The sequence below is a fragment of the Streptomyces araujoniae genome, from assembly GCF_050871195.1.
GTDB classification, from domain to species: domain Bacteria; phylum Actinomycetota; class Actinomycetes; order Streptomycetales; family Streptomycetaceae; genus Streptomyces; species Streptomyces bacillaris.
This window is the reverse complement of record NZ_CP194070.1, coordinates 1,041,213-1,063,110: the sequence shown is the minus strand read 5'-3', so window position 1 is coordinate 1,063,110 and position 21,898 is coordinate 1,041,213. Positions and strand designations below refer to the sequence as shown.

Annotated in this window: 21 protein-coding genes, 1 tRNA gene and 1 pseudogene; 19 read left to right on the top strand and 4 right to left on the bottom strand. The window is 71.4% G+C overall.

Translation table 11 applies throughout. The features are described 5' to 3' along the window. The first annotated feature begins 146 nt into the window (after positions 1-146). Positions 147-218: transfer RNA gene (locus tag ACQ9ZG_RS04365), tRNA-Val, on the top strand. Positions 219-283: 65 nt separating this feature from the next. Here the strand turns inward: ACQ9ZG_RS04365 and ACQ9ZG_RS04360 are convergent. After that, the gene (locus ACQ9ZG_RS04360) at positions 284-1,009 is read right to left on the bottom strand and encodes a 3'-5' exonuclease (protein WP_109914081.1); all 726 of its coding nucleotides are present in this window, start codon (positions 1,007-1,009) and stop codon (positions 284-286) included. A gap of 250 nt (positions 1,010-1,259) precedes the next feature. Between ACQ9ZG_RS04360 and ACQ9ZG_RS04355 the strand changes: the two genes are divergently transcribed. From ACQ9ZG_RS04355 to thrS, 3 genes are all read left to right on the top strand, one after another. After that, entirely contained in the window at positions 1,260-1,853 is a 594-nt protein-coding gene (locus ACQ9ZG_RS04355) for a DUF4365 domain-containing protein (RefSeq protein WP_084996355.1), read from the top strand. Next, positions 1,853-3,103, top strand: coding sequence for a hypothetical protein (locus ACQ9ZG_RS04350; protein ID WP_499279942.1), 1,251 nt, complete (start codon positions 1,853-1,855; stop codon positions 3,101-3,103). The genes ACQ9ZG_RS04355 and ACQ9ZG_RS04350 overlap by 1 nt, the downstream gene beginning before the upstream one ends. A 100-nt stretch (positions 3,104-3,203) precedes the next feature. Continuing rightward, positions 3,204-5,180, top strand: a complete 1,977-nt coding sequence (gene thrS / locus ACQ9ZG_RS04345) for a threonine--tRNA ligase (RefSeq protein ID WP_084996357.1) — start codon at positions 3,204-3,206, stop codon at positions 5,178-5,180. Between the two features lie 29 nt (positions 5,181-5,209). Here the strand turns inward: thrS and ACQ9ZG_RS04340 are convergent, their stop codons facing one another. Next, positions 5,210-5,887 carry a potassium channel family protein gene (locus ACQ9ZG_RS04340; protein WP_109917179.1) on the bottom strand — a complete coding sequence of 226 codons (678 nt, stop codon included), beginning with the start codon at positions 5,885-5,887 and terminating at the stop codon, positions 5,210-5,212. Positions 5,888-5,953: 66 nt separating this feature from the next. Here ACQ9ZG_RS04340 and ACQ9ZG_RS04335 point away from each other — a divergent pair, with 66 nt between their 5' ends. Beyond that, positions 5,954-6,514, top strand: coding sequence for an HIT family protein (locus tag ACQ9ZG_RS04335; RefSeq protein ID WP_028420073.1), 561 nt, complete (start codon positions 5,954-5,956; stop codon positions 6,512-6,514). Positions 6,515-6,620: 106 nt separating this feature from the next. Here ACQ9ZG_RS04335 and ACQ9ZG_RS04330 read toward each other — a convergent pair whose 3' ends face one another. Together ACQ9ZG_RS04330 and ACQ9ZG_RS04325 are read right to left on the bottom strand one after the other, a co-directional pair. Next, positions 6,621-8,291 carry an AbeC-like domain-containing protein gene (locus tag ACQ9ZG_RS04330; protein ID WP_028420074.1) on the bottom strand — a complete coding sequence of 557 codons (1,671 nt, stop codon included), beginning with the start codon at positions 8,289-8,291 and terminating at the stop codon, positions 6,621-6,623. A gap of 159 nt (positions 8,292-8,450) precedes the next feature. Then, a pseudogene (locus ACQ9ZG_RS04325) lies at positions 8,451-8,903 on the bottom strand (hypothetical protein); the annotation flags it as partial. Between the two features lie 295 nt (positions 8,904-9,198). Between ACQ9ZG_RS04325 and pgsA the strand changes: the two are divergent. The 14 genes from pgsA (at position 9,199) to ACQ9ZG_RS04255 (ending at position 21,856) form a co-directional block, all read left to right on the top strand. Continuing rightward, on the top strand, positions 9,199-9,861 hold the full coding sequence (gene pgsA / locus ACQ9ZG_RS04320) for a phosphatidylinositol phosphate synthase (RefSeq protein WP_018490286.1): 663 nt from the start codon (positions 9,199-9,201) through the stop codon (positions 9,859-9,861). Beyond that, positions 9,858-10,769 (top strand): phosphatidylinositol mannoside acyltransferase, encoded by a 912-nt coding sequence (locus ACQ9ZG_RS04315; RefSeq protein WP_499279941.1) that lies wholly within the window; start codon positions 9,858-9,860, stop codon positions 10,767-10,769. The genes pgsA and ACQ9ZG_RS04315 overlap by 4 nt, the downstream gene beginning before the upstream one ends. 79 nt (positions 10,770-10,848) lie before the next feature. After that, on the top strand, positions 10,849-12,009 hold the full coding sequence (locus ACQ9ZG_RS04310) for a glycosyltransferase family 4 protein (protein ID WP_019765393.1): 1,161 nt from the start codon (positions 10,849-10,851) through the stop codon (positions 12,007-12,009). 135 nt (positions 12,010-12,144) lie between these two features. Next, complete coding sequence (locus tag ACQ9ZG_RS04305; protein WP_018490289.1) at positions 12,145-12,693, top strand: membrane protein; 549 nt, start codon at positions 12,145-12,147, stop codon at positions 12,691-12,693. 122 nt (positions 12,694-12,815) lie between these two features. After that, positions 12,816-13,736, top strand: a complete 921-nt coding sequence (gene pdxS / locus ACQ9ZG_RS04300) for a pyridoxal 5'-phosphate synthase lyase subunit PdxS (RefSeq protein ID WP_018490290.1) — start codon at positions 12,816-12,818, stop codon at positions 13,734-13,736. A 6-nt stretch (positions 13,737-13,742) separates the two neighbouring features. After that, positions 13,743-14,336 carry a pyridoxal 5'-phosphate synthase glutaminase subunit PdxT gene (pdxT, locus tag ACQ9ZG_RS04295; RefSeq protein ID WP_109916851.1) on the top strand — a complete coding sequence of 198 codons (594 nt, stop codon included), beginning with the start codon at positions 13,743-13,745 and terminating at the stop codon, positions 14,334-14,336. Between the two features lie 61 nt (positions 14,337-14,397). Next, positions 14,398-15,150, top strand: coding sequence for a YebC/PmpR family DNA-binding transcriptional regulator (locus tag ACQ9ZG_RS04290; protein WP_006123225.1), 753 nt, complete (start codon positions 14,398-14,400; stop codon positions 15,148-15,150). 154 nt (positions 15,151-15,304) lie between these two features. After that, positions 15,305-15,910, top strand: coding sequence for a crossover junction endodeoxyribonuclease RuvC (gene ruvC / locus ACQ9ZG_RS04285; protein ID WP_499279940.1), 606 nt, complete (start codon positions 15,305-15,307; stop codon positions 15,908-15,910). Further along, entirely contained in the window at positions 15,907-16,533 is a 627-nt protein-coding gene (gene ruvA, locus ACQ9ZG_RS04280; protein ID WP_499279939.1) for a Holliday junction branch migration protein RuvA, read from the top strand. The genes ruvC and ruvA overlap by 4 nt, the downstream gene beginning before the upstream one ends. 30 nt (positions 16,534-16,563) lie before the next feature. Then, positions 16,564-17,649, top strand: a complete 1,086-nt coding sequence (ruvB, locus tag ACQ9ZG_RS04275) for a Holliday junction branch migration DNA helicase RuvB (protein WP_018490295.1) — start codon at positions 16,564-16,566, stop codon at positions 17,647-17,649. 166 nt (positions 17,650-17,815) lie between these two features. Further along, entirely contained in the window at positions 17,816-18,304 is a 489-nt protein-coding gene (yajC, locus tag ACQ9ZG_RS04270) for a preprotein translocase subunit YajC (protein ID WP_018490296.1), read from the top strand. Positions 18,305-18,457: 153 nt separating this feature from the next. Continuing rightward, complete coding sequence (gene secD / locus ACQ9ZG_RS04265) at positions 18,458-20,215, top strand: protein translocase subunit SecD (RefSeq protein WP_109917041.1); 1,758 nt, start codon at positions 18,458-18,460, stop codon at positions 20,213-20,215. A 1-nt stretch (position 20,216) separates the two neighbouring features. Next, on the top strand, positions 20,217-21,305 hold the full coding sequence (gene secF / locus ACQ9ZG_RS04260) for a protein translocase subunit SecF (RefSeq protein ID WP_018490298.1): 1,089 nt from the start codon (positions 20,217-20,219) through the stop codon (positions 21,303-21,305). Next, on the top strand, positions 21,305-21,856 hold the full coding sequence (locus ACQ9ZG_RS04255) for an adenine phosphoribosyltransferase (RefSeq protein ID WP_018490299.1): 552 nt from the start codon (positions 21,305-21,307) through the stop codon (positions 21,854-21,856). The genes secF and ACQ9ZG_RS04255 overlap by 1 nt, the downstream gene beginning before the upstream one ends. The last annotated feature ends 42 nt before the right edge of the window (positions 21,857-21,898 follow it).

Below are 21,898 nucleotides of genomic sequence, written 5' to 3'. Positions count from 1 at the left end.
CCCGGCCCCCGGCCTCGTACATGCGCTCGGATACTCAGTTTCCGCGTTTCCGCGCCTGTGTACGTCCCCCGGCCGGCTCCTGGGCCGCGCGGGCGGAAGCGGTTTGAACGAAGCCCGCCGAGGCCTGTATGGTTCAACCCGTTCCCGGGCGATTAGCTCAGTGGGAGAGCGCTTCGTTCACACCGAAGAGGTCACTGGTTCGAACCCAGTATCGCCCACCGGGGAAAGCCGGTCCGCCAGCATCACGGCGGACCGGCTTTCGCATGTCCGGGCCGTCGGCCGGTTACGCGGCGGCGGGCAGCGCCGGGCGCAGCGGCCACGCCGGATCCACCGCCTCCGGGGTCCCGCTCTTGGTGAACCACGCCTCCAGGCCGCGCGCCTGGGCCGCGTGCCAGGTCGCCTGGAGGGTGTGCAGCTCGGCGGGGGAGAGCCGCTCCAGCCGCGAGGAGAAGCGCCGGCATATCGCCCGCACGAGAAGCAGGGAGGCCGTGGCGTCGGCCGCCGCGTCGTGGGCGCCGTCGAGCGGCACCTCGTACAGCTCGCACAGATCCTTGAGCGTGCGGCGGCCCTTGCGGTAGCGGTCCAGGTGCTTGTCCAGCACCCGGGGGTCGATCACGCGCAGCGGCACGTCCGCCAGGTACCCCGCCATCGACGAGGCGCGGTGCCGCTTCAGTTCGCGGTCCAGCAGGGTCAGGTCGAACGGCGCGTTCATCACGACCAGCGGCCGGCCCGTCGCGCAGCTCTCGGCCAGCGAACGGGCGACCTCGTCCACCACCGGCGCGGGCCAGCGGCCGTTGCGCTGCAGATGATCGTCCGTCAGACCGTGGATCTCGGTGGCCCCCACGGGCACCGGGATGCCCGGGTTGACCAGCCAGCGGGTGGTGCGGACGCGCCCGCCCGTCGTGTCCTGCGCGACGAGAGCGGCCGAAACGATCCGGTCCTGCTCGACGTCCACGCCTGTCGTCTCCGTGTCAAAAGCGGCCAGCGGCCCTTCGAACCAGTGCATCATCCCCGAACTCCTCGCACCTGCACGGCAGATGGAATGATTCCTCTGCCCGATATCGGTGATACCCGTGCCGTTTGCCTGATACGCCGTTTGCGGGCGTTCTCCTGCGGTGACAACACAGGTGAGGGGCAGGGGAGTTGCATCCCGGCCGTCTCCGGCGCACTTCTTCCCGGCGCCGTCTCCCTCCTCCGTCCTCTCCGACCTCGTTCCCGATCTCCCACCTCTGACGGCACGTCCGGAAGGCAACGGAGCCATGGCGCTCGCACAGCCCGACCCCGGGGGGCCGCCCGCCCGCGCCGAAGGGTTCGGGCCGGTGGAACGGCGCACCGCACCGCTGCGCGGCTCCCTCGCCACCACCGCCTGTATGGAGACCCTCCAGGTGGGCTATCTGCACGCCGTCGCCGCCGCGGCGGGCTGCTCGCTCTCCCAGCCCTTCCCCGACAACGGCATCGACTGGCACGTCAGCCACGGCGCCGCCGCCCACACCGTCGACGACGAAGTGACCATCAAGGTGCAGCTCAAGTGCACCTACCAGATACCGCCGCACCCGGCGGGCGGGGCGTTCTCCTTCACCCTCGACAACGCCCATCTCGTCAAGCTGGCCCGCACCCCGGTCGCGGTCCACAAGATCCTGGTGGTGATGATCGTGCCGCGCAGCCAGGACGAGTGGCTGCGCGCCGGGCCCGGCAGCCTTGACCTGCGGCACTGCTGCTACTGGACCAACCTGGCCGGCCACGCGGTGACGGGCCGGTACCGGACCACCGTGCGTATTCCGACCTCACGGGTCTTCGACGACCGCGCACTCTGCGACATCATGGCCCGGGTCGGGGCCGGAGGGAGACCCTGATGCACCGGTCGACGGACGAACCCCGGGGCCCGGTGGAGCTGCCCGGCGCCCGGTCGCATCCGGCCATGAGCAGGGAGTACGCCGACCCGGGCGGCGAGGGGAACCCGCTCCCGGACCCGGCCGTGCTCACCGCGCTCCTGGACCGGTACGGCTGGCAGCGGCGCGGCGGGGCGGCCGGGCGCTACAGCCGCTGGTCCCCGCCCGGCACGACCGCCGGCGCCGGCCTGCTCGTCCCGGAGAACGCGGCCTTCCCCGATGCCGACGACCTGCTCTCCGAGGCGCTCACCGCGCTCTCGCGCAGCGCCGCGCCCTCCGCCCGGGACGTCCTGGTGGCCCTGGCGGTGCCCAGCGACGAGATCCGCTGGTGGCGGGAGGTCCCCGAGACGGCGGCCGGGGCGGCGGGCGCCTCCGGGTGGGCGGAGGCGGAGGAGCTGCGCTCGGCGGCCCGGCAGATCCTCCTCGCCGGGGCGCTCGCGGCACGCGGCCGGGCCGGATACCACGGGGCCCGCCGCCGCGCGAAGGCCCGCGCGGCGGCGGACTCCGCTCTCATCGGGCCCGCGCCGGGCGGCCGCCGGATCACCGCGTTCGTCCCCGTCGACTCCGGGCGGGCCGTCGCCGTCCAGCTCTGCCACGCCCTGCACGCCACCCGGGAGGCGGTGGACTACCAGCGGGCGACCGGGGGCATGGAGGCGTTCGACAGCGCGGTGGCGGCGGGGGTCAGCCGGGAGCTGACCGAGGCGCTGGTGGCCCTGGTGCGCGGCACCGAGGGGGCCGGGATCGATGTGCGGTGGGCGCCCGCCGCCGGCACCCCGGACGGCTGCCCGGCCCGCCCCGCGCCCGTCGAGTTCTCCCCGGGCGACCTGCCCGCCCTGCGCTCCGCCGGGGCCCGCTACCTGCGCGAGGAGCCCGCCGTCCCGGTCCGGATCACCGGCGCGGTGGTCCGGCTGCGCCGCTCGGGGCCGCGCGGACCCGGGATCGTACGGCTGCGGGTGCTCGCGGGGGCGGAGGTCGCGCACGTGCGGGTGGAGCTGGACGAGGAGGCGTACCGCATCGCGGGCCACGCCCACCTGGTCGGGCTGCCGCTGCGGGTGGAGGGACGTCTTGAGCGGCGCGGCGGCTTCCGGCGGCTCACCGGGGCCTCGCAGGTCGCGCCCGTCCAGGTCGACGAGGCGGAGCGGGACCGGCTGATGAAGGCGCTCCAGGAGAACGTGGACTTCTTCGAGGAGGCGTGCGCGGGGGAGGAGCCGTAGGGCGGCCCGGAAGGCGTTCGCATCGGGGGCTGAGGGCTCGGTACGATTCGTCTTGCATTGCCAGATCAAGGCAGGCATCCCCCTCAGTCAGGAGAGACCGGTGTCAGACGTCCGTGTGATCATCCAACGCGATTCCGAGCGGGAAGAGCACGTGGTGACGACGGGCACGACCGCCGGTGAGCTCTTCCCCGGTCAGCGCACCGTCGTCGCCGCGCGCGTCGGCGGCGAGCTGAAGGACCTCTCGTACGTGCTCCAGGACGGAGAGAGCGTCGAGCCCGTGGAGATCTCCTCCCCGGACGGCCTCGACATCCTGCGCCACTCCACCGCGCACGTCATGGCCCAGGCCGTGCAGGAGCTGTTCCCCGAGGCCAAGCTCGGCATCGGCCCGCCGGTCAAGGACGGCTTCTACTACGACTTCGACGTCGAGAAGCCGTTCACCCCCGAGGACCTCAAGGCCGTCGAGAAGAAGATGCAGGAGATCCAGAAGCGGGGCCAGAAGTTCTCCCGCCGCGTGGTCTCCGACGAGGACGCCCGCGAGGAGCTGGCCGACGAGCCGTACAAGCTGGAGCTGATCGGCATCAAGGGCTCCGCCTCCTCCGAGGACGGCGCGAACGTCGAGGTGGGCGGCGGCGAGCTGACCATCTACGACAACCTGGACGCCAAGACCGGTGAGCTGTGCTGGAAGGACCTCTGCCGGGGTCCGCACCTGCCGACCACCCGGTTCATCCCGGCGTTCAAGCTGATGCGGAACGCGGCGGCGTACTGGCGCGGCAGCGAGAAGAACCCGATGCTCCAGCGCATCTACGGCACCGCCTGGCCCACCAAGGACGAGCTGAAGGCGCACCTGGAGTTCCTGGAGGAGGCCGCCAAGCGCGACCACCGCAAGCTCGGCAACGAGCTGGACCTCTTCTCCTTCCCCGACCAGATCGGCCCCGGTCTCGCGGTCTTCCACCCCAAGGGGGGTGTCATCCGCCGGGCCATGGAGGACTACTCGCGCCGCCGGCACGAGGAGGAGGGCTACGAGTTCGTCTACAGCCCGCACGCCACCAAGGGCAAGCTCTTCGAGCAGTCCGGCCACCTGGACTGGTACGCCGACGGCATGTACCCGCCCATGCAGCTCGACGACGGGGTGGACTACTACCTCAAGCCGATGAACTGCCCGATGCACAACCTGATCTTCGACGCGCGCGGCCGCTCCTACCGCGAACTGCCGCTGCGCCTCTTCGAGTTCGGCACGGTGTACCGGTACGAGAAGTCGGGCGTCGTGCACGGCCTGACCCGCTCGCGCGGCTTCACGCAGGACGACGCCCACATCTACTGCACCAAGGAGCAGATGGCCCAGGAGCTGGACCGCACGCTCACCTTCGTGCTGAACCTGCTCCGCGACTACGGGCTCACCGACTTCTACCTGGAGCTGTCCACCAAGGACCCGGAGAAGTACGTCGGCTCCGACGAGACCTGGGAGGAGGCCACCGAGACGCTCCGCCAGGTCGCCGAGAAGCAGGGCCTGCCGCTGGTCCCGGACCCGGGCGGCGCCGCGTTCTACGGCCCGAAGATCTCCGTGCAGTGCAAGGACGCCATCGGCCGCACCTGGCAGATGTCGACCGTGCAGCTCGACTTCAACCTGCCGGAGCGCTTCGACCTGGAGTACACCGGCCCGGACGGCTCCAAGCAGCGCCCGGTGATGATCCACCGCGCCCTGTTCGGGTCCATCGAGCGGTTCTTCGCCGTGCTCCTGGAGCACTACGCGGGCGCCTTCCCGGTCTGGCTCGCCCCGGTCCAGGCCGTCGGCATCCCGATCGGTGACACCCACATCCCCTACCTCCAGGAGTTCGCCGCCAAGGCGCGCAAGCAGGGGCTGCGGGTGGACGTGGACGCCTCCTCGGACCGGATGCAGAAGAAGATCCGCAACCAGCAGAAGAACAAGGTCCCGTTCATGATCATCGCCGGTGATGAGGACATGGCCAACGGTGCTGTCTCCTTCCGCTACCGCGACGGTTCGCAGGAGAACGGCGTCCCGGTCGACGAGGCCATCGCCAAGATCGCCAAGGCCGTCGAGGACCGAGTCCAGGTCTGATCCCGCCGCCGGTCGCGGCCCCCGGAGCGCTAACCCCGCTCCGGGGGCCGTTTCTCGTCCTCCCGGGCGAACACCTGGATCAGCCAGGACGAGAACGACCCCGTCACCGCGCCCAGCAGTGCCAGGCCGCACGCCATCAGCCCCGCCGCGACCACCCGCCCCCAGAACGTGACCGGGGTGGCGTCCCCGTAGCCGACCGTCGTGAGCGTCGCGCACGCCCACCACACCGCGTCCCCGAACGTACGGATCGAGGCGCCCGGGGCCCGGTGCTCCAGGTGGTAGACCGCGAGCGAGGCGGCGAAGCCGAGCAGGACGGCGGTCATGCCCGCGTACGCCATCACCCGCGCGTACAGGTCCAGCCGCGGCCGGTCGTGGCGCCGCTGCACCGCCTGGTAGACCTGCACCATCCGCAGCGGTCGCAGCAGCGGCAGGAGGAGGACCGCGGTGTCGAGCCAGTGGACGCGCGGGAAGCGGGAGCGCAGACCGCTGAGCCGCAGCCGCGTCACATAGTCGGCGAGGAAGAGCAGCCAGGTCGACCAGACCAGGGCCAGCGAGATGTCGTGCCACGGCTGGGCGTCGTGCGGGGCCAGCACCCGGACCGCGTACCCGGTGAGGAAGAGCAGCCCCGCGACGAACAGGGGCACCTCCGTGTGCTGCTCCCAGCGGGTCAGCCGCGCGGTCGCCTCGGGGCCGGGTCGGTCGCTCATCGCCTCAGCATCGCGGGCGGGGGAGCGGCGCGGCCCCGGCGACACGGTCCGTGCGGGTGACGCAATATGCTGATCGGCATGACGAGTGAGCCGGAGCAGCAGATCGGCGTGGGGACGCCGGACGCGTTTCAGCGTCTGTGGACACCCCATCGGATGGCGTACATCCAGGGCCAGGACAAGCCGAGCGGCCCGGGGGCCGAGGACGGCTGTCCGTTCTGTTCGATTCCGGCGAAATCCGACGAGGACGGGCTCGTGGTGGCGCGCGGCGAGCGCGTCTACGCGGTGCTGAACCTCTACCCGTACAACGGCGGGCACCTCATGGTCGTCCCCTACCGGCACGTGGCCGACTACACCGAGCTGGACGGTCCGGAGACGGCCGAGCTGGCGGACTTCACCAAGCGGGCGATGGCGGCCCTGCGCGCCGCCTCGGGGGCGCACGGCTTCAACATCGGGATGAACCAGGGTTCGGTCGCCGGGGCCGGGATCGCCGCCCATCTGCACCAGCACCTGGTGCCGCGCTGGGGCGGGGACACCAACTTCATGCCGGTCATCGGCCACACCAAGGTGCTGCCGCAGCTGCTGGGCGACACCCGGAAGATGCTGGCCGACGCCTGGCCGACGGGCTGAGCCCGCGGCCTACGGACGCGGAGGGGGCGGGCGAGCAGTCCCGTACCCGAGGAAGGGCCCCGCCGGTCGTGCCGGCGGGGCCCTTCCCGTTGCGTACGCGCCTTCGCTACGCGTCGTACACGTCGGCCTTGCGCGGGGCCGGGTCCTGGACGAGGCCGCTCAGGACCATCGAGCGGCTGTCGAAGCGCTCGGTGTCCACACCGTTCTCCTGCAGGACGCGCATCGCCGCCGAGTGGACCACCCGCAGCACCGGGGTGGCCGCCCGCATCGCGTCGTCCGCCATGAAGCGGTGGTTCCATGGCTTGGCGGCCCAGGCGTGCCGCAGTCCGAAGGGCTCCGGCAGCACTATCTTGCCGCCCAGGTAGTCCAGGATCGGCGGATACCAGGTGAAGGGCGCCCGCAGCGCCAGCCGGACGACCTCCCGCGCCTCCACGACCGGCAGCTGGATGTCCCGGGTCTCCCAGAACCGCACGGTCTTGTTGACCGTCTTCGTACGGGCGGCGGGCTTGGCGAAGAACAGCCCGTGCACCGGGCCCAGCGCATGGCCGGTGACCTCGATGCGCAGGGTCTCGTGGAGCACGGTGACCGTGATCATCATGGTGATGACCAGCTGGCCGTCCCAGAGCGTGAACTGCACGCCCAGATAGTGCCGGTCGCCGCTGCCGAACTGCTGGTGGTTGCAGATCCGCTGTATCTCGTGCGGCTTCACCTGGAAGGTCGCCACGTCCTCGCCGTCGGGGCGGGAGACGGAGTCGGCGTTCTCCCCGATGGGGGAGACGATCCAGTGCTTCACGGACGGCTTGGGGAAGCCGCCGGTGTTGAGCGGGCCGCGCTCCAGCATCTTCAGCTGGTCGTGGATGATCCGGACCAGGTCCCAGCTGCGGAACTGGTGGATCTCCTTCGTCGGGTCCTTCGGCGTCAGCTCCTCGGCCAGCTGCCAGCTGCCCCACCGGGTGCCCATGCCCAGGATGCCCTTGGGGCCGGCGTAGAAGACCGCGTTGGACTGCTGCTCCGCCGAGAGCTTCTCCAGCCCCTGGCGCAGCGCCTCGCGCGCGGTCTCGTTGGGGTTCTTCGGCACCGCCTCGGGGATCTTGGCGATCACCCCGGTGCCGGAGAGCAGCCCTTCCCAGCGGGCCCGCAGATCCTGGGCGGAGGTCTCCGCGACGCGCTTGGCGAGGAACCAGCCGATCACCGGGGCGACGATCGCCCCCCGGACGTAGAGCGGCCAGAAGCCGTCCGTCGGCAGCTTCCACAGCAGGATCAGCGCGCCCACCCCGAACGCGGCCAGCAGCACCGTGCCGACCGCCCGGAACGCGGCGTCCTTGGACTTGGCGAGCGCGTCCTTGATCCGGAACGCGATGACCCAGAGGATCATCCCCGGCAGGAACAGGAAGCCGAACACCCCGGTGATCAGCGTGAGCCGGGTGTCGCGCGCCTTACGGAGGTTGGTCGCCGAGAGGCAGTGCTCCACCACCGTCTGCGGATCGGTGCCGAAGGACTGGATGAGCGCGGCCCGGGAGCCGCCGAGCATCCGCGTCTGCACGGCCCGGGAGAACGCCTCCCCCAGATTCGGCTTGAAGTAGTCGGACTTGAAGAGCTTGGAGGCGCCCGCCTTCACCGACGACTTGTGCCACTCGCTGTTGGCGTCGAGGATCGCCTCCACCGGACTGTCCCGGTACGCGGCCGAAGCCAGGGCGTTGGTCGCCACCGACTGGCCGCCTGACCCCTGGATCGGGATCTGCGCCCCGGGTGAGAAGTCGAAAACGTCGTTGGCCACTGTGTCTGTCGCCCCCACTCGCCGCACGGTCTGCTCCTGCGGTGTGCCCAACTACCGTACGCGGCATACCTTCTGAGCTGCGACCACAGCGTATCGTCCGCGCCCCCGCACCGCCCGTCACCCGAAAGGACGCGGTCGGTGTTTGCGACAGTGCGCCGGTCACGCGCCGGGTGATCCCCCTCCCCGCTCCGCGCGCACCTTCTCCGCCAACTGCGGTGGCATCGCCTCGAACCGGGCGTGCGTCCGGTCGAACCGGCCGGTGCCATGGGTCAGCGAGCGCAGGTCCAGCGCGTATCTGCCGATCTCCGTCTCCGGCACCTCCGCCCGCACGAGTGTGCGCCCGCCGGGACTCTGCTCGGTGCCCACCACCCGGCCGCGCCGCCCCGACAGATCGCTCACCACCGGTCCCGCATAGTCGTCCGGGACCAGCACGGCGACCTCGCGGACCGGCTCCAGGAGCTGTATCCGGGCATCGGCGGCGGCCTCGCGCAGCGCGAGCGCCCCGGCGGTCCGGAAGGCGGCGTCGGAGGATTCCACCGAGTGGGCCCTGCCGACCAGCACCACGTTCCGTACGTCGGAGGGGTGGCCGGCCGCCGGTACGCCCCCGGCGGCCCCGGGGTGTGCGTGTGCCTTCTCGCCCATGGTGGGCCTCCCGGAGGGTGGCGCGGTGCGGGCGGGGCGACGAGGTGCCGACCGCCCGCGGATGTCCTTCTGCTCGGTTCTTCGAGCTTGGCACCCGGGCGTCGAGGCGTCCATGCGGCCCGCCCCCGGCCGCATCCGGGGGCCGGCCGGTGCGGTGACACCCCAGCCCGCGGGTGCCCGTCCGGTGAAGGGCACCGGTCGTGACTACGATGGGCCAGCCGGTGGCCGATGGGGCCGCTCGGCCAGCCGAACCCTCGGGAAAGCCATGCTGAACAAGTACGCGCGTGCATTTTTCACGCGTGTCCTCACACCGTTCGCCGCCCTGCTGCTCCGCCTCGGGGTCAGCCCCGACGCGGTCACCCTCATCGGCACGGCCGGAGTGATGGCGGGTGCGCTGGTCTTTTTCCCGATGGGGGAGTTCTTCTGGGGCACCATCGTCATCACCCTGTTCGTCTTCTCCGACCTCGTCGACGGCAACATGGCCCGGCAGGCCGGGATCTCCAGCCGGTGGGGTGCCTTCCTCGACTCGACGCTGGACCGGGTCGCGGACGGGGCGATCTTCGCCGGGTTCGCCCTCTGGTACGCGGGCCGGGGTGACGACACCATCCTCTGCGCGGTCGCGATCTTCTGCCTCGCCAGCGGTCAGGTGGTCTCGTACACCAAGGCGCGCGGCGAGTCGATCGGGCTGCCGGTCGCGGTGAACGGACTGGTGGAGCGGGCCGAGCGGCTGGTCATCTCGCTGGTCGCGGCCGGTCTCGCCGGACTGCACAAGTTCGGCGTCCCGCACATCGACATCCTGCTCCCGATCGCGCTCTGGATCGTCGCCGTGGGCTCCCTGGTCACCCTGATCCAGCGCGTGGTCACCGTACGCCGGGAAGCCGCCGAGGCCGATGCCGCCTCCGCCGCCGGCGGACCGGCCGACCGATGAGCGCGATCAAGGGCCGGATCACCGACGGGCTGTACGGGCTCGGCTGGGGCGCGGTCAAGAAGCTGCCCGAACCCGCCGCCGAGGCCCTGTTCCGCACGATCGCGGACCGGGCCTGGAAGCGGCGCGGCAAGAGCGTGCTGCGGCTGGAGTCCAACCTGGCCCGGGTGGTCCCGGACGCCGGCCCGGAGCGGCTGGCGGAGCTGTCCCGGGCCGGGATGCGCTCGTACATGCGCTACTGGATGGAGTCGTTCCGGCTGCCCACCTGGACCCCCGAGCGGATCCGGGCGAGCATCGACGTCACCGACGCCCACCTGCTCACCGAGGGCCTCGACAGCGGGCGCGGGGTCGTCCTGGCCCTGCCGCACCTCGGCAACTGGGACCTGGCCGGCGCCTGGGTCACCACGGACCTGAAGGTCCCCTTCACCACCGTCGCCGAGCGGCTGAAGCCCGAGTCCCTCTACGACCGGTTCGTCGCCTACCGCGAGGGCCTGGGCATGGAGGTGCTGCCGCACAGCGGCGGGGCGGCCTTCGGGACGCTGGCCCGGCGGCTGCGCGCGGGCGGCCTGGTCTGCCTCGTCGCGGACCGGGACCTCTCCGCCTCCGGGGTCGAGGTGTCGTTCTTCGGCGCCACCGCCCGGATGCCGGCCGGGCCCGCCCTGCTCGCCCAGCAGACCGGCGCGCTGCTGCTGCCGGTCATCCTCTGGTACGACGGCACGCCCGTGATGGGCGCCCGCGTCCACCCGGCGGTCGGGGTCCCGGAGGAAGGCACCCGTGCCGAGAAGACGGCGGCCATGACCCAGGCCCTGGCCGACGCCTTCGCCGGGGGCATCGCGGAACACCCGGAGGACTGGCACATGCTCCAGCGCCTCTGGCTGGACGACCTGGAGCCCCGGGGAGAGCGCACGTGAGGACCGATCCCCCGGGCGCGCCCGGCGCAACCGGACTCCGGGGAGAGCACACGAAGAACGGAAGCCGGGGAGAACACACGTGAAGATCGGCATCGTCTGCCCGTACTCCTGGGACGTCCCCGGCGGCGTCCAGTTCCACATCCGGGACCTGGCCGAACACCTCATCGGCCTCGGCCACACCGTCTCCGTCCTGGCCCCGGCCGACGACGAGACCCCGCTGCCGCCCTACGTCGTCTCGGCGGGCCGGGCCGTCCCCGTCCCGTACAACGGCTCCGTCGCCCGGCTGAACTTCGGCTTCCTCTCCGCTGCCCGGGTCCGCCGCTGGCTCCACGACGGCACCTTCGACGTCATCCACATCCACGAGCCGACCTCCCCCTCGCTCGGCCTGCTCGCCTGCTGGTCCGCGCAGGGCCCGATCGTGGCCACCTTCCACACCTCCAACCCGCGCTCCCGGGCCATGATCGCCGCGTACCCGATCCTCCAGCCCGCCCTGGAGAAGATCAGCGCGCGGATCGCGGTGAGCGAGTACGCCCGGCGCACCCTGGTCGAGCACCTGGGCGGGGACGCCGTGGTCATCCCGAACGGCGTCGACGTCGGCTTCTTCGCCAAGGCCGAGCCCAAGCCCGAGTGGCAGGGGCAGACCCTCGGCTTCATCGGCCGCATCGACGAACCCCGCAAGGGCCTCCCCGTCCTGATGAAGGCGCTCCCCGCCATCCTCGCCGCCCGCCCGGAGACCCGGCTGCTGGTCGCGGGGCGCGGGGACGAGGAGGAGGCGGTGGCATCGCTGCCGAAGGAGCTGCGCGGGCGCGTGGAGTTCCTCGGCATGGTCAGCGACGAGGACAAGGCCCGGCTGCTGCGCAGCGTCGATGTGTACGTGGCCCCGAACACGGGCGGCGAGAGCTTCGGCATCATCCTGGTGGAGGCCCTGTCGGCGGGCGCCCCGGTCCTCGCCAGCGACCTGGACGCCTTCGCGCAGGTGCTGGACCAGGGCGCGGCGGGCGACCTCTTCGCCAACGAGGACGCCGACGCGCTGGCCGCCGCCGCGATCCGGCTGCTGGGCGACCCGGAGCGCCGGGCCGGGCTGCGGGAGCGGGGCGAGGCCCACGTACGGCGGTTCGACTGGGCGACCGTGGGGGCCGACATCCTCGCGGTGTACGAGACGGTGACGGACGGAGCCGCCTCGGTCGCGGCGGACGAACGGTCCGGGTTGCGGGCGCGGTTCGGACTGGCGCGCGACTGAGGGCACGGGCCGTGGCGCGGGCTCCGGACCCGGGGGACGGGTTCCCGCGGGGGCCGGGGCGTTGCGCCTCTGCCGGGGCAGAGGCCCGGCCTCCCGTTGAAGGACCGGACCCCGGCGACGGTAGCGTGTGGGTCCGTGACCGTAACCCTCATCGTCTGGATCGTCGTCGCGCTCATCGCGATCGGCGTCTACCTCAGCTGGACCGCCGGCCGCCTGGACCGCCTGCACTCCCGGATCGACGCCGCCCGCGCCGCACTCGACGCCCAACTGCTGCGCCGCGCCTCGGTCACCCAGGAGCTGGCCACCTCCGGCGTCCTGGACCCGGCCGCCTCCATCGTCCTGTACGAGGCCGCCCACGCCGCCCGCCAGGCCGAGGAGGACCAGCGCGAGGTCGCAGAGAGCGAGCTGAGCGCCGCCCTGCGCGCCGTCTTCGGCGAACCGGCCCAGATGGAGGCGGTGAAGGAGGTCCCCGGCGGCCAGGACGCTGCCACCGAACTGGCCGCCGCCGTACGCCGCGTACCGATGGCCCGCCGCTTCCACAACGACTCCGTACGCGCCGCCCGGGCCCTGCGCCGGCACCGCACCGTACGGCTGTTCCGGCTGGCCGGGCACGCGCCCTTCCCGCTCGCCTTCGAGATGGACGACGCCCCTCCGGTGGCCCTCGCGGACCGTCCCGGCGCCTGAGCGGGGAGCGGACAGGGGGGCCAAAACGATCCACAGCCTCCCTATTGGCCCTTGCTGTGGACCGGTGGCACAGCGTTTCCTCGGTGGCGCAGTATCCAGCGTCTTTCATCGAGTGAGGTCCCGTGTCCACGCTTCCCAGCACCCCGCAGTCCGCCGCGTCCCCCGCCACCGGCACCGCCCGCGTCAAGCGCGGTATGGCCGAGCAGCTCAAGGGCGGCGTGATCATGGACGTCGTCGACGCCGAGCAGGCGAAGATCGCCGAGGACGCGGGCGCCGTGGCCGTCATGGCCCTGGAGCGGGTCCCGGCCGACATCCGCAAGGACGGCGGCGTGGCCCGGATGTCCGACCCCAACATGATCGAGGAGATCATCGGGGCCGTCTCCATCCCGGTCATGGCCAAGTCCCGCATCGGCCACTTCGTCGAGGCCCAGGTCCTCCAGTCCCTCGGCGTCGACTACATCGACGAGTCCGAGGTCCTCACCCCGGCCGACGAGGTCAACCACAGCGACAAGTTCGCCTTCACCACCCCCTTCGTCTGCGGCGCCACCAACCTCGGCGAGGCCCTGCGCCGCATCGCCGAGGGCGCGGCCATGATCCGCTCCAAGGGCGAGGCCGGCACCGGCAACGTCGTCGAGGCCGTCCGCCACCTGCGCCAGATCAAGAACGAGATCGCCAGGCTGCGCGGCTTCGACAACAACGAGCTGTACGCCGCCGCCAAGGACCTGCGCGCGCCCTACGAGCTGGTCAAGGAGGTCGCGGAGCTGGGCAAGCTGCCCGTCGTGCTCTTCTCCGCCGGTGGTGTCGCCACCCCGGCCGACGCCGCGCTGATGCGCCAGCTCGGCGCCGAGGGCGTCTTCGTCGGCTCCGGCATCTTCAAGTCCGGCGACCCGGCCAAGCGCGCCGCCGCCATCGTGAAGGCGACCACCTTCTACGACGACCCCAAGGTCATCGCGGACGCCTCCCGTAACCTGGGCGAGGCCATGGTCGGCATCAACTGCGACACCCTCCCCGAGTCCGAGCGCTACGCCAACCGCGGCTGGTAACCACTGATGAGCGACACCCCTGTGATCGGCGTCCTGGCGCTCCAGGGCGACGTACGGGAGCACCTGATCGCCCTGGCCTCGGCGGACGCCCTGGCCAGGCCGGTCCGGCGCCCCGAGGAACTTGCCGAGGTCGACGGCCTGGTCGTCCCGGGCGGCGAGTCGACCACCATGTCCAAGCTGGCCGTCCTCTTCGGCATGATGGAGCCGCTGCGCGAGCGGGTCCGGGCCGGGATGCCCGTCTACGGCACCTGCGCCGGGATGATCCTGCTGGCCGAGAAGATCCTTGACCCCCGCTCGGGCCAGGAGACCGTCGGCGGCATCGACATGATCGTGCGGCGCAACGCCTTCGGCCGGCAGAACGAGTCCTTCGAGGCGGCCGTCGCGGTCTCCGGGATCGAGGGCGGCCCGGTGGAGGGCGTCTTCATCCGCGCCCCCTGGGTGGAGTCCGTCGGGGCCGGGGCCGAGGTCATCGCGGAGCACGGCGGCCACATCGTGGCCGTACGGCAGGGGAACGCCCTGGCCACGTCGTTCCATCCCGAACTGACCGGCGACCACCGTATGCACGCCCTCTTCGTGGACATGGTGCGCGCGGTGAAGTGAGCGGACCCCGGTAGGATCTCTCGGGTTCGACTCGATTTTGGTGACGCGAAGGAGAAGGCAGATGTCCGGCCACTCTAAATGGGCTACGACGAAGCACAAGAAGGCCGTGATTGACGCCAAGCGCGGCAAGCTCTTCGCGAAGCTGATCAAGAACATCGAGGTAGCGGCCCGCTCCGGCGGCGTCGACCCCGATGGCAACCCGACGCTCGTCGACGCCATCCAGAAGGCGAAGAAGAGTTCCGTCCCGAACAAGAACATCGATTCCGCCGTCAAGCGCGGCGGCGGCCTCGAAGCGGGCGGGACCGACTACGAGACGATCATGTACGAGGGGTACGGCCCCAACGGTGTCGCGGTGCTCATCGAGTGCCTCACCGACAACCGCAACCGCGCCGCCTCCGACGTACGTGTCGCGATGACCCGGAACGGCGGCTCGATGGCCGACCCGGGCTCCGTCTCGTACCTCTTCAACCGCAAGGGCGTCGTCATCGTGCCCAAGGGCGAGCTGACCGAGGACGACGTCCTCGGCGCGGTGCTCGACGCGGGAGCGGAGGAGGTCAACGACCTGGGCGAGACCTTCGAGGTGGTCAGCGAGGCCACCGACATGGTCGCGGTGCGCACCGCGCTCCAGGAGGCGGGCATCGACTACGACTCCGCCGAGGCCAACTTCCTGCCGACGATGCAGGTCGAGCTGGACGAAGAGGGCGCGCGCAAGATCTTCAAGCTCATCGACGCGCTGGAGGACAGCGACGACGTGCAGAACGTCTTCGCCAACTTCGACGTGTCCGACGAGGTCATGGAGAAGGTCGACGCCTGAGGCGCGGCCGGCACAGCACGGTACGACGGGCCGACGGGGACACTCCCCGTCGGCCCGTCGTCTTCTGGTTGCGCGGGATTGTCGGTGCGAGCCGATAGCCTGCGGGAACAGATGAACGAGTGGGCGTGGCGAGCGGCGAGGACAGGGGGGCTCCATGCGGGTTCTGGGCATTGACCCGGGACTGACCCGGTGCGGTGTCGGCGTGGTCGAGGGGGTGGCGGGCCGCCCGCTGACCATGCTCGGCGTCGGTGTCGTGCGCACCCCGGCCGACGCGGAGCTGGGCGACCGGCTCGTCGCCGTGGAGCGGGGCATCGAGGCCTGGCTCGACGAGTACGCCCCGGGTTACGTGGCGGTGGAGCGGGTCTTCGCCCAGCACAACGTCCGTACGGTGATGGGCACGGCCCAGGCCAGCGCGGTGGCCATGCTCTGCGCCGCCCGCCGGGGCATCCCGGTCGCCCTGCACACGCCCAGCGAGGTCAAGGCGGCCGTCACCGGCTCCGGCCGCGCGGACAAGGCCCAGGTCGGCGCGATGGTGACCCGGCTGCTGCGGCTGGACGCCCCGCCCAAGCCCGCCGACGCCGCCGACGCCCTGGCCCTGGCCATCTGCCACATCTGGCGGGCCCCCGCGCAGAACAGGCTCCAGCAGGCGGTGGCGGCCCACCGTGCCCCGACGGCGCCCCGCAAGCCCGCCACCCCCCGTACCCCCGGCGCAGCCGCCGCCCCCCGCACCTCCCGCACGCTGAAAGGCCCCGCCGCATGATCGCCTTCGTCTCCGGCCCGGTGGCCGCTCTCGCCCCGACCACGGCCGTCATCGAGGTCGGCGGTGTCGGCATGGCCCTCCAGTGCACCCCGCAGACCCTCGCCGGGCTGCGGATCGGCCAGGAGGCCAGGCTCGCCACCTCGCTCGTCGTCCGGGAGGACTCCCTCACCCTGTACGGCTTCGCGGACGACGACGAGCGGCAGGTCTTCGAGCTGCTCCAGACCGCCAGCGGCGTCGGCCCCCGGCTCGCCCAGGCCATGCTGGCCACCCACAGCCCCGACGCGCTGCGCCTGGCCGTCTCCACCGGCGACGAGAAGGCGCTGACCGCCGTCTCCGGCATCGGCAAGAAGGGCGCCCAGAAGCTGCTGCTGGAGCTGAAGGACCGGCTCGGCGAGCCGGTCGGCGCGCACATCGGCCAGCAGGGCATCGGCACGCCCGCGACCTCCGGCTGGCGCGACCAGCTCCAGGCCGCGCTGATCGGCCTCGGCTACGCGAGCCGCGAGGCCGAGGAGGCCGTGACCGCCGTCGCCCCGCAGGCCGAGGCGGCAGTGGCCGAAGGCGCCGCACCCCCCGTGCCGCAGCTGCTGCGGGCCGCCCTGCAGACTCTCAACCGCGCCCGCTGACCGGCACCGAACCACCGAAGAGGCCCCGAAATGAACTGGGACGAGACCGGACCCGAGACCGACGAGCCGACCGGCCCGGTCTTCGACGACCGGCTGGTCGACGCGGACGCGGACGGCGAGGACACCGCGGTCGAAGCGGCCCTGCGCCCCAAGGACCTGGAGGAGTTCGTCGGCCAGGAGAAGGTCCGCGAACAGCTCGACCTGGTCCTCAAGGCGGCCCGCGCCCGCGGAGCCACCGCCGACCACGTGCTGCTCTCCGGCGCCCCCGGACTCGGCAAGACCACCCTCTCCATGATCATCGCGGCGGAGATGAACGCCCCGATCCGGATCACCTCCGGCCCCGCCATCCAGCACGCCGGCGACCTCGCGGCGATCCTCTCCTCCCTCCAGGAGGGCGAGGTCCTCTTCCTCGACGAGATCCACCGCATGTCCCGGCCCGCCGAGGAGATGCTGTACATGGCCATGGAGGACTTCCGCGTCGACGTCATCGTCGGCAAGGGCCCCGGCGCCACCGCCATCCCCCTCGAACTGCCGCCGTTCACCCTGGTCGGCGCCACCACCCGGGCCGGGCTGCTCCCGCCCCCGCTGCGCGACCGCTTCGGCTTCACCGGGCACATGGAGTTCTACGCCCCCGCCGAGCTGGAGCGCGTCGTCCACCGCTCCGCCCGCCTCCTGGACGTCGGTATCGACGCGGACGGGGCCGCCGAGATCGCCGGACGCTCCCGGGGCACCCCCCGTATCGCCAACCGCCTGCTGCGCCGGGTCCGGGACTACGCCCAGGTCAAGGCCGAGGGTGCGATCGACCGCGAGATCGCCGCCGCGGCCCTCAAGGTGTACGAGGTTGACGCCCGCGGACTCGATCGGCTGGACCGTGCGGTGCTCGGCGCGCTGCTGAAACTCTTCGGCGGCGGGCCGGTCGGCCTCTCCACCCTCGCCGTCGCCGTGGGGGAGGAGCGCGAGACCGTCGAGGAGGTCGCCGAGCCGTTCCTCGTACGGGAAGGGCTGCTGGCCAGGACGCCGCGCGGGCGGGTGGCCACCCCCGCCGCCTGGGCCCACCTGGGACTCGTTCCGCCGTCCCACGGCGTAAAGGGACAACAGGGTCTGTTCGGGGCGTGATACATCACAGGTTGACCCACAGCGGAACCAGGGTGCGATGCTGGGCGTTGTTCCATCGATGCGGACTCATCTAGACTCCGCCGATGCCGCCCTTACAGGTCGGTGTACCCACCCCCGTATATACAGGCCGCATTCCAGCGCGGTCGTGCGAAGGAATTCCCGTCCCGTGGATATCTTGACTCTCCTCCCCTTCATCGTGCTCATCGGGGCCATGTTCCTGATGACCCGCTCCGCCAAGAAGAAGCAGGCGGCGGCCGCGCAGATGCGCAACGACATGCAGCCCGGTACCGGCGTCCGGACGATCGGGGGGATGTACGCCACCGTCAAGGAAGTCCACGACGACACCGTCCTCCTCGAGGTCGCCCCGGGCGTGCACGCGATCTACGCGAAGAACGCGATCGGCGCCGTCCTGGACGACGCGGAGTACAACCGCATCGTCCACGGTGACGACGACCAGCTGGACGCGGACGGCACCGTCGTTCCGGACGACGCCTCCTCGCTCACCGGCGAGCCCGGCGCGGACAAGGCCGACATCGCCAAGATCGACCTGGGCAAGGACGAGGCGGCCGACGACGACGCCGAGTCCAAGGACGACGCGGCGGCCAAGGACGCCAAGGGCGAGGGCAAGGCCGACGGCGAGACCGGCACCAAGTAGTTCTCACACGGTCCCGGGGACGTCGCGCGCCCATCGGCGCGGGGCGTCCCCGGGACCGTCGAGGCCGTCTGGCGGGGGTGGGTCCCCACAACACTTCATGGCCGCCCGGGCGCGTACCCGGCGCAGGGCGGTTGGACAGGGAGAAACGAGAAGGTGGCAGCACCCAAGAAGGGACGAGGGCCGTCCGGCGGTCATGGGAGGCCGGGGCGTGCCCTGGCTCTGATCCTCATCGCCATGGTCGCGCTCACCGGCGGGATGTTCCTGTCCGGACACACCGCCCCCAGGCTGGGCATCGACCTGGCCGGCGGTACGTCGATCACACTCGAGGCACAGAACCAGCCCGGTAAGCCGAACGCGATCAACCCGACCAACATGGACACGGCGGTCGGGATCATCGAGCGGCGCGTCAACGGGCTCGGCGTCTCCGAGGCAGAGGTTCAGACCCAGGGCGATCGCAACATCATCGTCAACATCCCCAAGGGCACGGACTCCAAGCAGGCGCAGCAGCAGGTCGGTACGACCGCGCAGCTGTACTTCCGGCCCGTTCTGACGGTGGCGGCGAGCGGTCCCGCACCCTCCGCCTCCCCGACCCCCTCGGGCAGCGCCACGCCGAGCGGCGAGGCGTCCCCGAAGAGCGAGGACAAGGGCGAGGAGGCCACCGGCGAGGAGGCCACCCCCTCCCCGAGCTCCACCACCCAGGGCCGCGCGGTCACCGGGGCCCTGAAGGCCCCCACGCCGACCCCCACGGGATCCGGTGAGCCCGAGCCGTCCGGCACCCCGGAGGCCACGCCCTCCGCGGACCCGGCGACGGCCAAGCTCCAGGAGGAGTTCGCCAAGCTCGACTGCTCCGACCCCAAGCAGCGGTCCGAGGCGGGCAAGAACGCCAAGGCCACCGACTCCACGGTCGCCTGCGGCTCGAACGTCCCCGGCAGCTACGAGAAGTACATCCTGGGCCCCGCCGAGGTCTCCGGCAGCGACGTCGACGACGCCAAGGCCGCCATCGACCAGCAGACCGGCGAGTGGATCGTGTCGATGGAGTTCACCTCCGCCGGCGCCAAGAAGTTCCAGACGATCACCGGCCGGCTCTCCCAGCAGCAGCCGCCGATGAACCAGTTCGCGATCGTCCTCGACAGCGAGGTCGTCTCCGCTCCCTCGGTGCGCACCGCGCTCAGCAAGAACGCCCAGATCTCCGGCAGCTTCACCCAGCAGTCGGCCGAGGAGCTCGGCAACATCCTCTCCTACGGTGCTCTCCCGCTGACCTTCAAGGAAGCCAGCGTCACCACCGTCACCGCCGCCCTCGGCAGCGAGCAGCTCAAGGGCGGGCTGATCGCCGGTGCCATCGGTCTGCTGCTGGTCGTCATCTACCTGGTGGTCTACTACAGGGGCCTGTCCTTCATCGCGCTCCTGAGCCTCGTGGTCTCCGGTGTGCTGACGTACACGATCATGTCCTTGCTGGGCCCGGCGATCGGCTTCGCGCTGAACCTGCCGGCGGTCTGCGGGGCGATCGTGGCCATCGGCATCACAGCGGACTCGTTCATCGTCTACTTCGAACGTGTCCGCGACGAGATCCGCGAGGGACGCACGCTCCGCCCCGCCATCGAGCGGGCCTGGCCGCGCGCCCGGCGCACCATCCTGGTCTCCGACTTCGTCTCGTTCCTGGCCGCCGCCGTGCTCTTCGTCGTCACTGTCGGCAAGGTGCAGGGCTTCGCGTTCACGCTCGGCCTGACCACGCTGCTCGACGTCGTCGTGGTGTTCTTCTTCACCAAGCCCCTCATGACGCTGATGGGCCGGACGAAGTTCTTCTCCAACGGTGGTGCGTGGTCCGGTCTGGACCCGAAGCGGCTCGGCGCCCAGCCGCCGCTGCGCCGCTCGCGCCGTGTCAACGCCCCCATCGAACCGAAGGAGGCGTGAGATGTCGCGACTCGGCAATCTCGGCGCCCGGCTCTACCGCGGTGAGGTCGGCTACGACTTCATCCGCAACCGCAAGATCTGGTACGGCGTCTCGATCCTGATCACCATCACGGCCATCATCGGCGTGGCGGTGGGCGGTCTCCGCATGGGCATCGAGTTCCAGGGCGGCGCGGTCTTCACGACCGACACCAAGGCCAAGATCTCCACGGCCCAGGCCACCGACGTGGCGACCGAGGCCTCCGGCCACCTGGCCATCGTCCAGGAGCTGGGCAACGGCGGTCTGCGCATCCAGATCACCGAGGTCGACACCGCCAAGGCCAACGAGATCAAGGAGACCCTCTCCGACGAGCTCGGCATCCCCGCCGAGGAGATCAACGCGGACCTGGTCGGCCCCAGCTGGGGTGAGCAGATCGCCAACAAGGCCTGGACCGGTCTCGGGGTCTTCATGGTCCTGGTGGTGATCTATCTGGCCATCGCCTTCGAGTGGCGGATGGCCGTCGCCGCCCTCATCGCGCTGATCCACGACATCACCATCACGGTCGGTGTCTACGCCCTGGTCGGCTTCGAGGTCACCCCGGGTACGGTGATCGGTCTGCTGACCATTCTCGGTTACTCCCTGTACGACACGGTGGTGGTCTTCGACAGCCTCAAGGAGGGCCAGAAGGACATCACCAAGCAGACCCGCTTCACCTACAGCGAGATCGCCAACCGGTCGATCAACAGCACCCTGGTCCGCTCCATCAACACCACCGTGGTGGCGCTGCTGCCGGTGGCCGGGCTGCTCTTCATCGGTGGCGGTGTCTTCGGCGCCGGCATGCTGAACGACATCTCGCTCTCGCTGTTCGTGGGTCTCGCCGCCGGTGCGTACTCCTCGATCTTCATCGCCACCCCGCTCGTCGCCGACCTCAAGGAACGCGACCCGCAGATGAAGGCGCTGAAGAAGCGGATCCTCGCCAAGCGGGCGGCCGCGGCCGCCAAGGGCGAGTCCCCCGAGGACGAGGCTCCCGAGGAGCCGCGCGAGGACGCCGCGACGGCGGGCTCGGCCATCGGCAGCCCCCGCTCGCACGGCCGCACGCCGGGGAAGCGCTGATGACCAGCACCACCGGATCGACCAGGGAGCTGCTGCTCAGCCGGATCCGCGATGTCGCGGACTACCCGAAGCCGGGTGTGGTGTTCAAGGACATCACCCCGCTCCTGGCCGACCCGGTGGCCTTCACGGCGCTCACCGACGCCCTCGCGGAGCTGTGCGTACGGCACGGCGCCACGAAGATCGTCGGCCTGGAGGCCCGCGGCTTCATCCTGGCCGCGCCGGTCGCGGTCCGGGCGGGCCTCGGCTTCGTCCCGGTCCGCAAGGCCGGGAAGCTCCCCGGCGCCACGCTCGCCCAGTCCTACGAGCTGGAGTACGGCAGCGCGGAGATCGAGATCCACGCCGAGGACCTCACCGCCGAGGACCGGATCATGGTCATCGACGACGTCCTCGCCACCGGCGGGACCGCCGAGGCCTCGCTGGAGCTGATCCGGCGGGCCGGTGCCCAGGTCGCGGGCGTCTCGGTCCTCATGGAGCTGGGCTTCCTGGCGGGCCGGGCCCGGCTGGAGCCGGGGCTGCGGGGCGCTCCGCTGGAGGCCCTGATCACGGTCTGAGCACCTCCGTACAGGAAGGGCGGGCACCCGGGAACATCCGGG

What these genes read in the sequence shown, in the direction of transcription:
- ruvB (WP_018490295.1), top strand. Translation starts at nt 16,564, where the DNA reads ATGAACTGGGACGAGACCGGACCCGAGACCGACGAGCCGACCGGCCCG.
- ACQ9ZG_RS04355 (WP_084996355.1), top strand. Translation starts at nt 1,260, where the DNA reads ATGGCGCTCGCACAGCCCGACCCCGGGGGGCCGCCCGCCCGCGCCGAA.
- ACQ9ZG_RS04340 (WP_109917179.1), bottom strand. Translation starts at nt 5,887, where the DNA reads ATGAGCGACCGACCCGGCCCCGAGGCGACCGCGCGGCTGACCCGCTGG.
- pgsA (WP_018490286.1), top strand. Translation starts at nt 9,199, where the DNA reads ATGCTGAACAAGTACGCGCGTGCATTTTTCACGCGTGTCCTCACACCG.
- ACQ9ZG_RS04335 (WP_028420073.1), top strand. Translation starts at nt 5,954, where the DNA reads ATGCTGATCGGCATGACGAGTGAGCCGGAGCAGCAGATCGGCGTGGGG.
- ACQ9ZG_RS04290 (WP_006123225.1), top strand. Translation starts at nt 14,398, where the DNA reads ATGTCCGGCCACTCTAAATGGGCTACGACGAAGCACAAGAAGGCCGTG.
- ruvC (WP_499279940.1), top strand. Translation starts at nt 15,305, where the DNA reads ATGCGGGTTCTGGGCATTGACCCGGGACTGACCCGGTGCGGTGTCGGC.
- secF (WP_018490298.1), top strand. Translation starts at nt 20,217, where the DNA reads ATGTCGCGACTCGGCAATCTCGGCGCCCGGCTCTACCGCGGTGAGGTC.
- ACQ9ZG_RS04350 (WP_499279942.1), top strand. Translation starts at nt 1,853, where the DNA reads ATGCACCGGTCGACGGACGAACCCCGGGGCCCGGTGGAGCTGCCCGGC.
- ACQ9ZG_RS04255 (WP_018490299.1), top strand. Translation starts at nt 21,305, where the DNA reads ATGACCAGCACCACCGGATCGACCAGGGAGCTGCTGCTCAGCCGGATC.
- ACQ9ZG_RS04315 (WP_499279941.1), top strand. Translation starts at nt 9,858, where the DNA reads ATGAGCGCGATCAAGGGCCGGATCACCGACGGGCTGTACGGGCTCGGC.
- pdxT (WP_109916851.1), top strand. Translation starts at nt 13,743, where the DNA reads ATGAGCGACACCCCTGTGATCGGCGTCCTGGCGCTCCAGGGCGACGTA.
- ruvA (WP_499279939.1), top strand. Translation starts at nt 15,907, where the DNA reads ATGATCGCCTTCGTCTCCGGCCCGGTGGCCGCTCTCGCCCCGACCACG.
- ACQ9ZG_RS04360 (WP_109914081.1), bottom strand. Translation starts at nt 1,009, where the DNA reads ATGATGCACTGGTTCGAAGGGCCGCTGGCCGCTTTTGACACGGAGACG.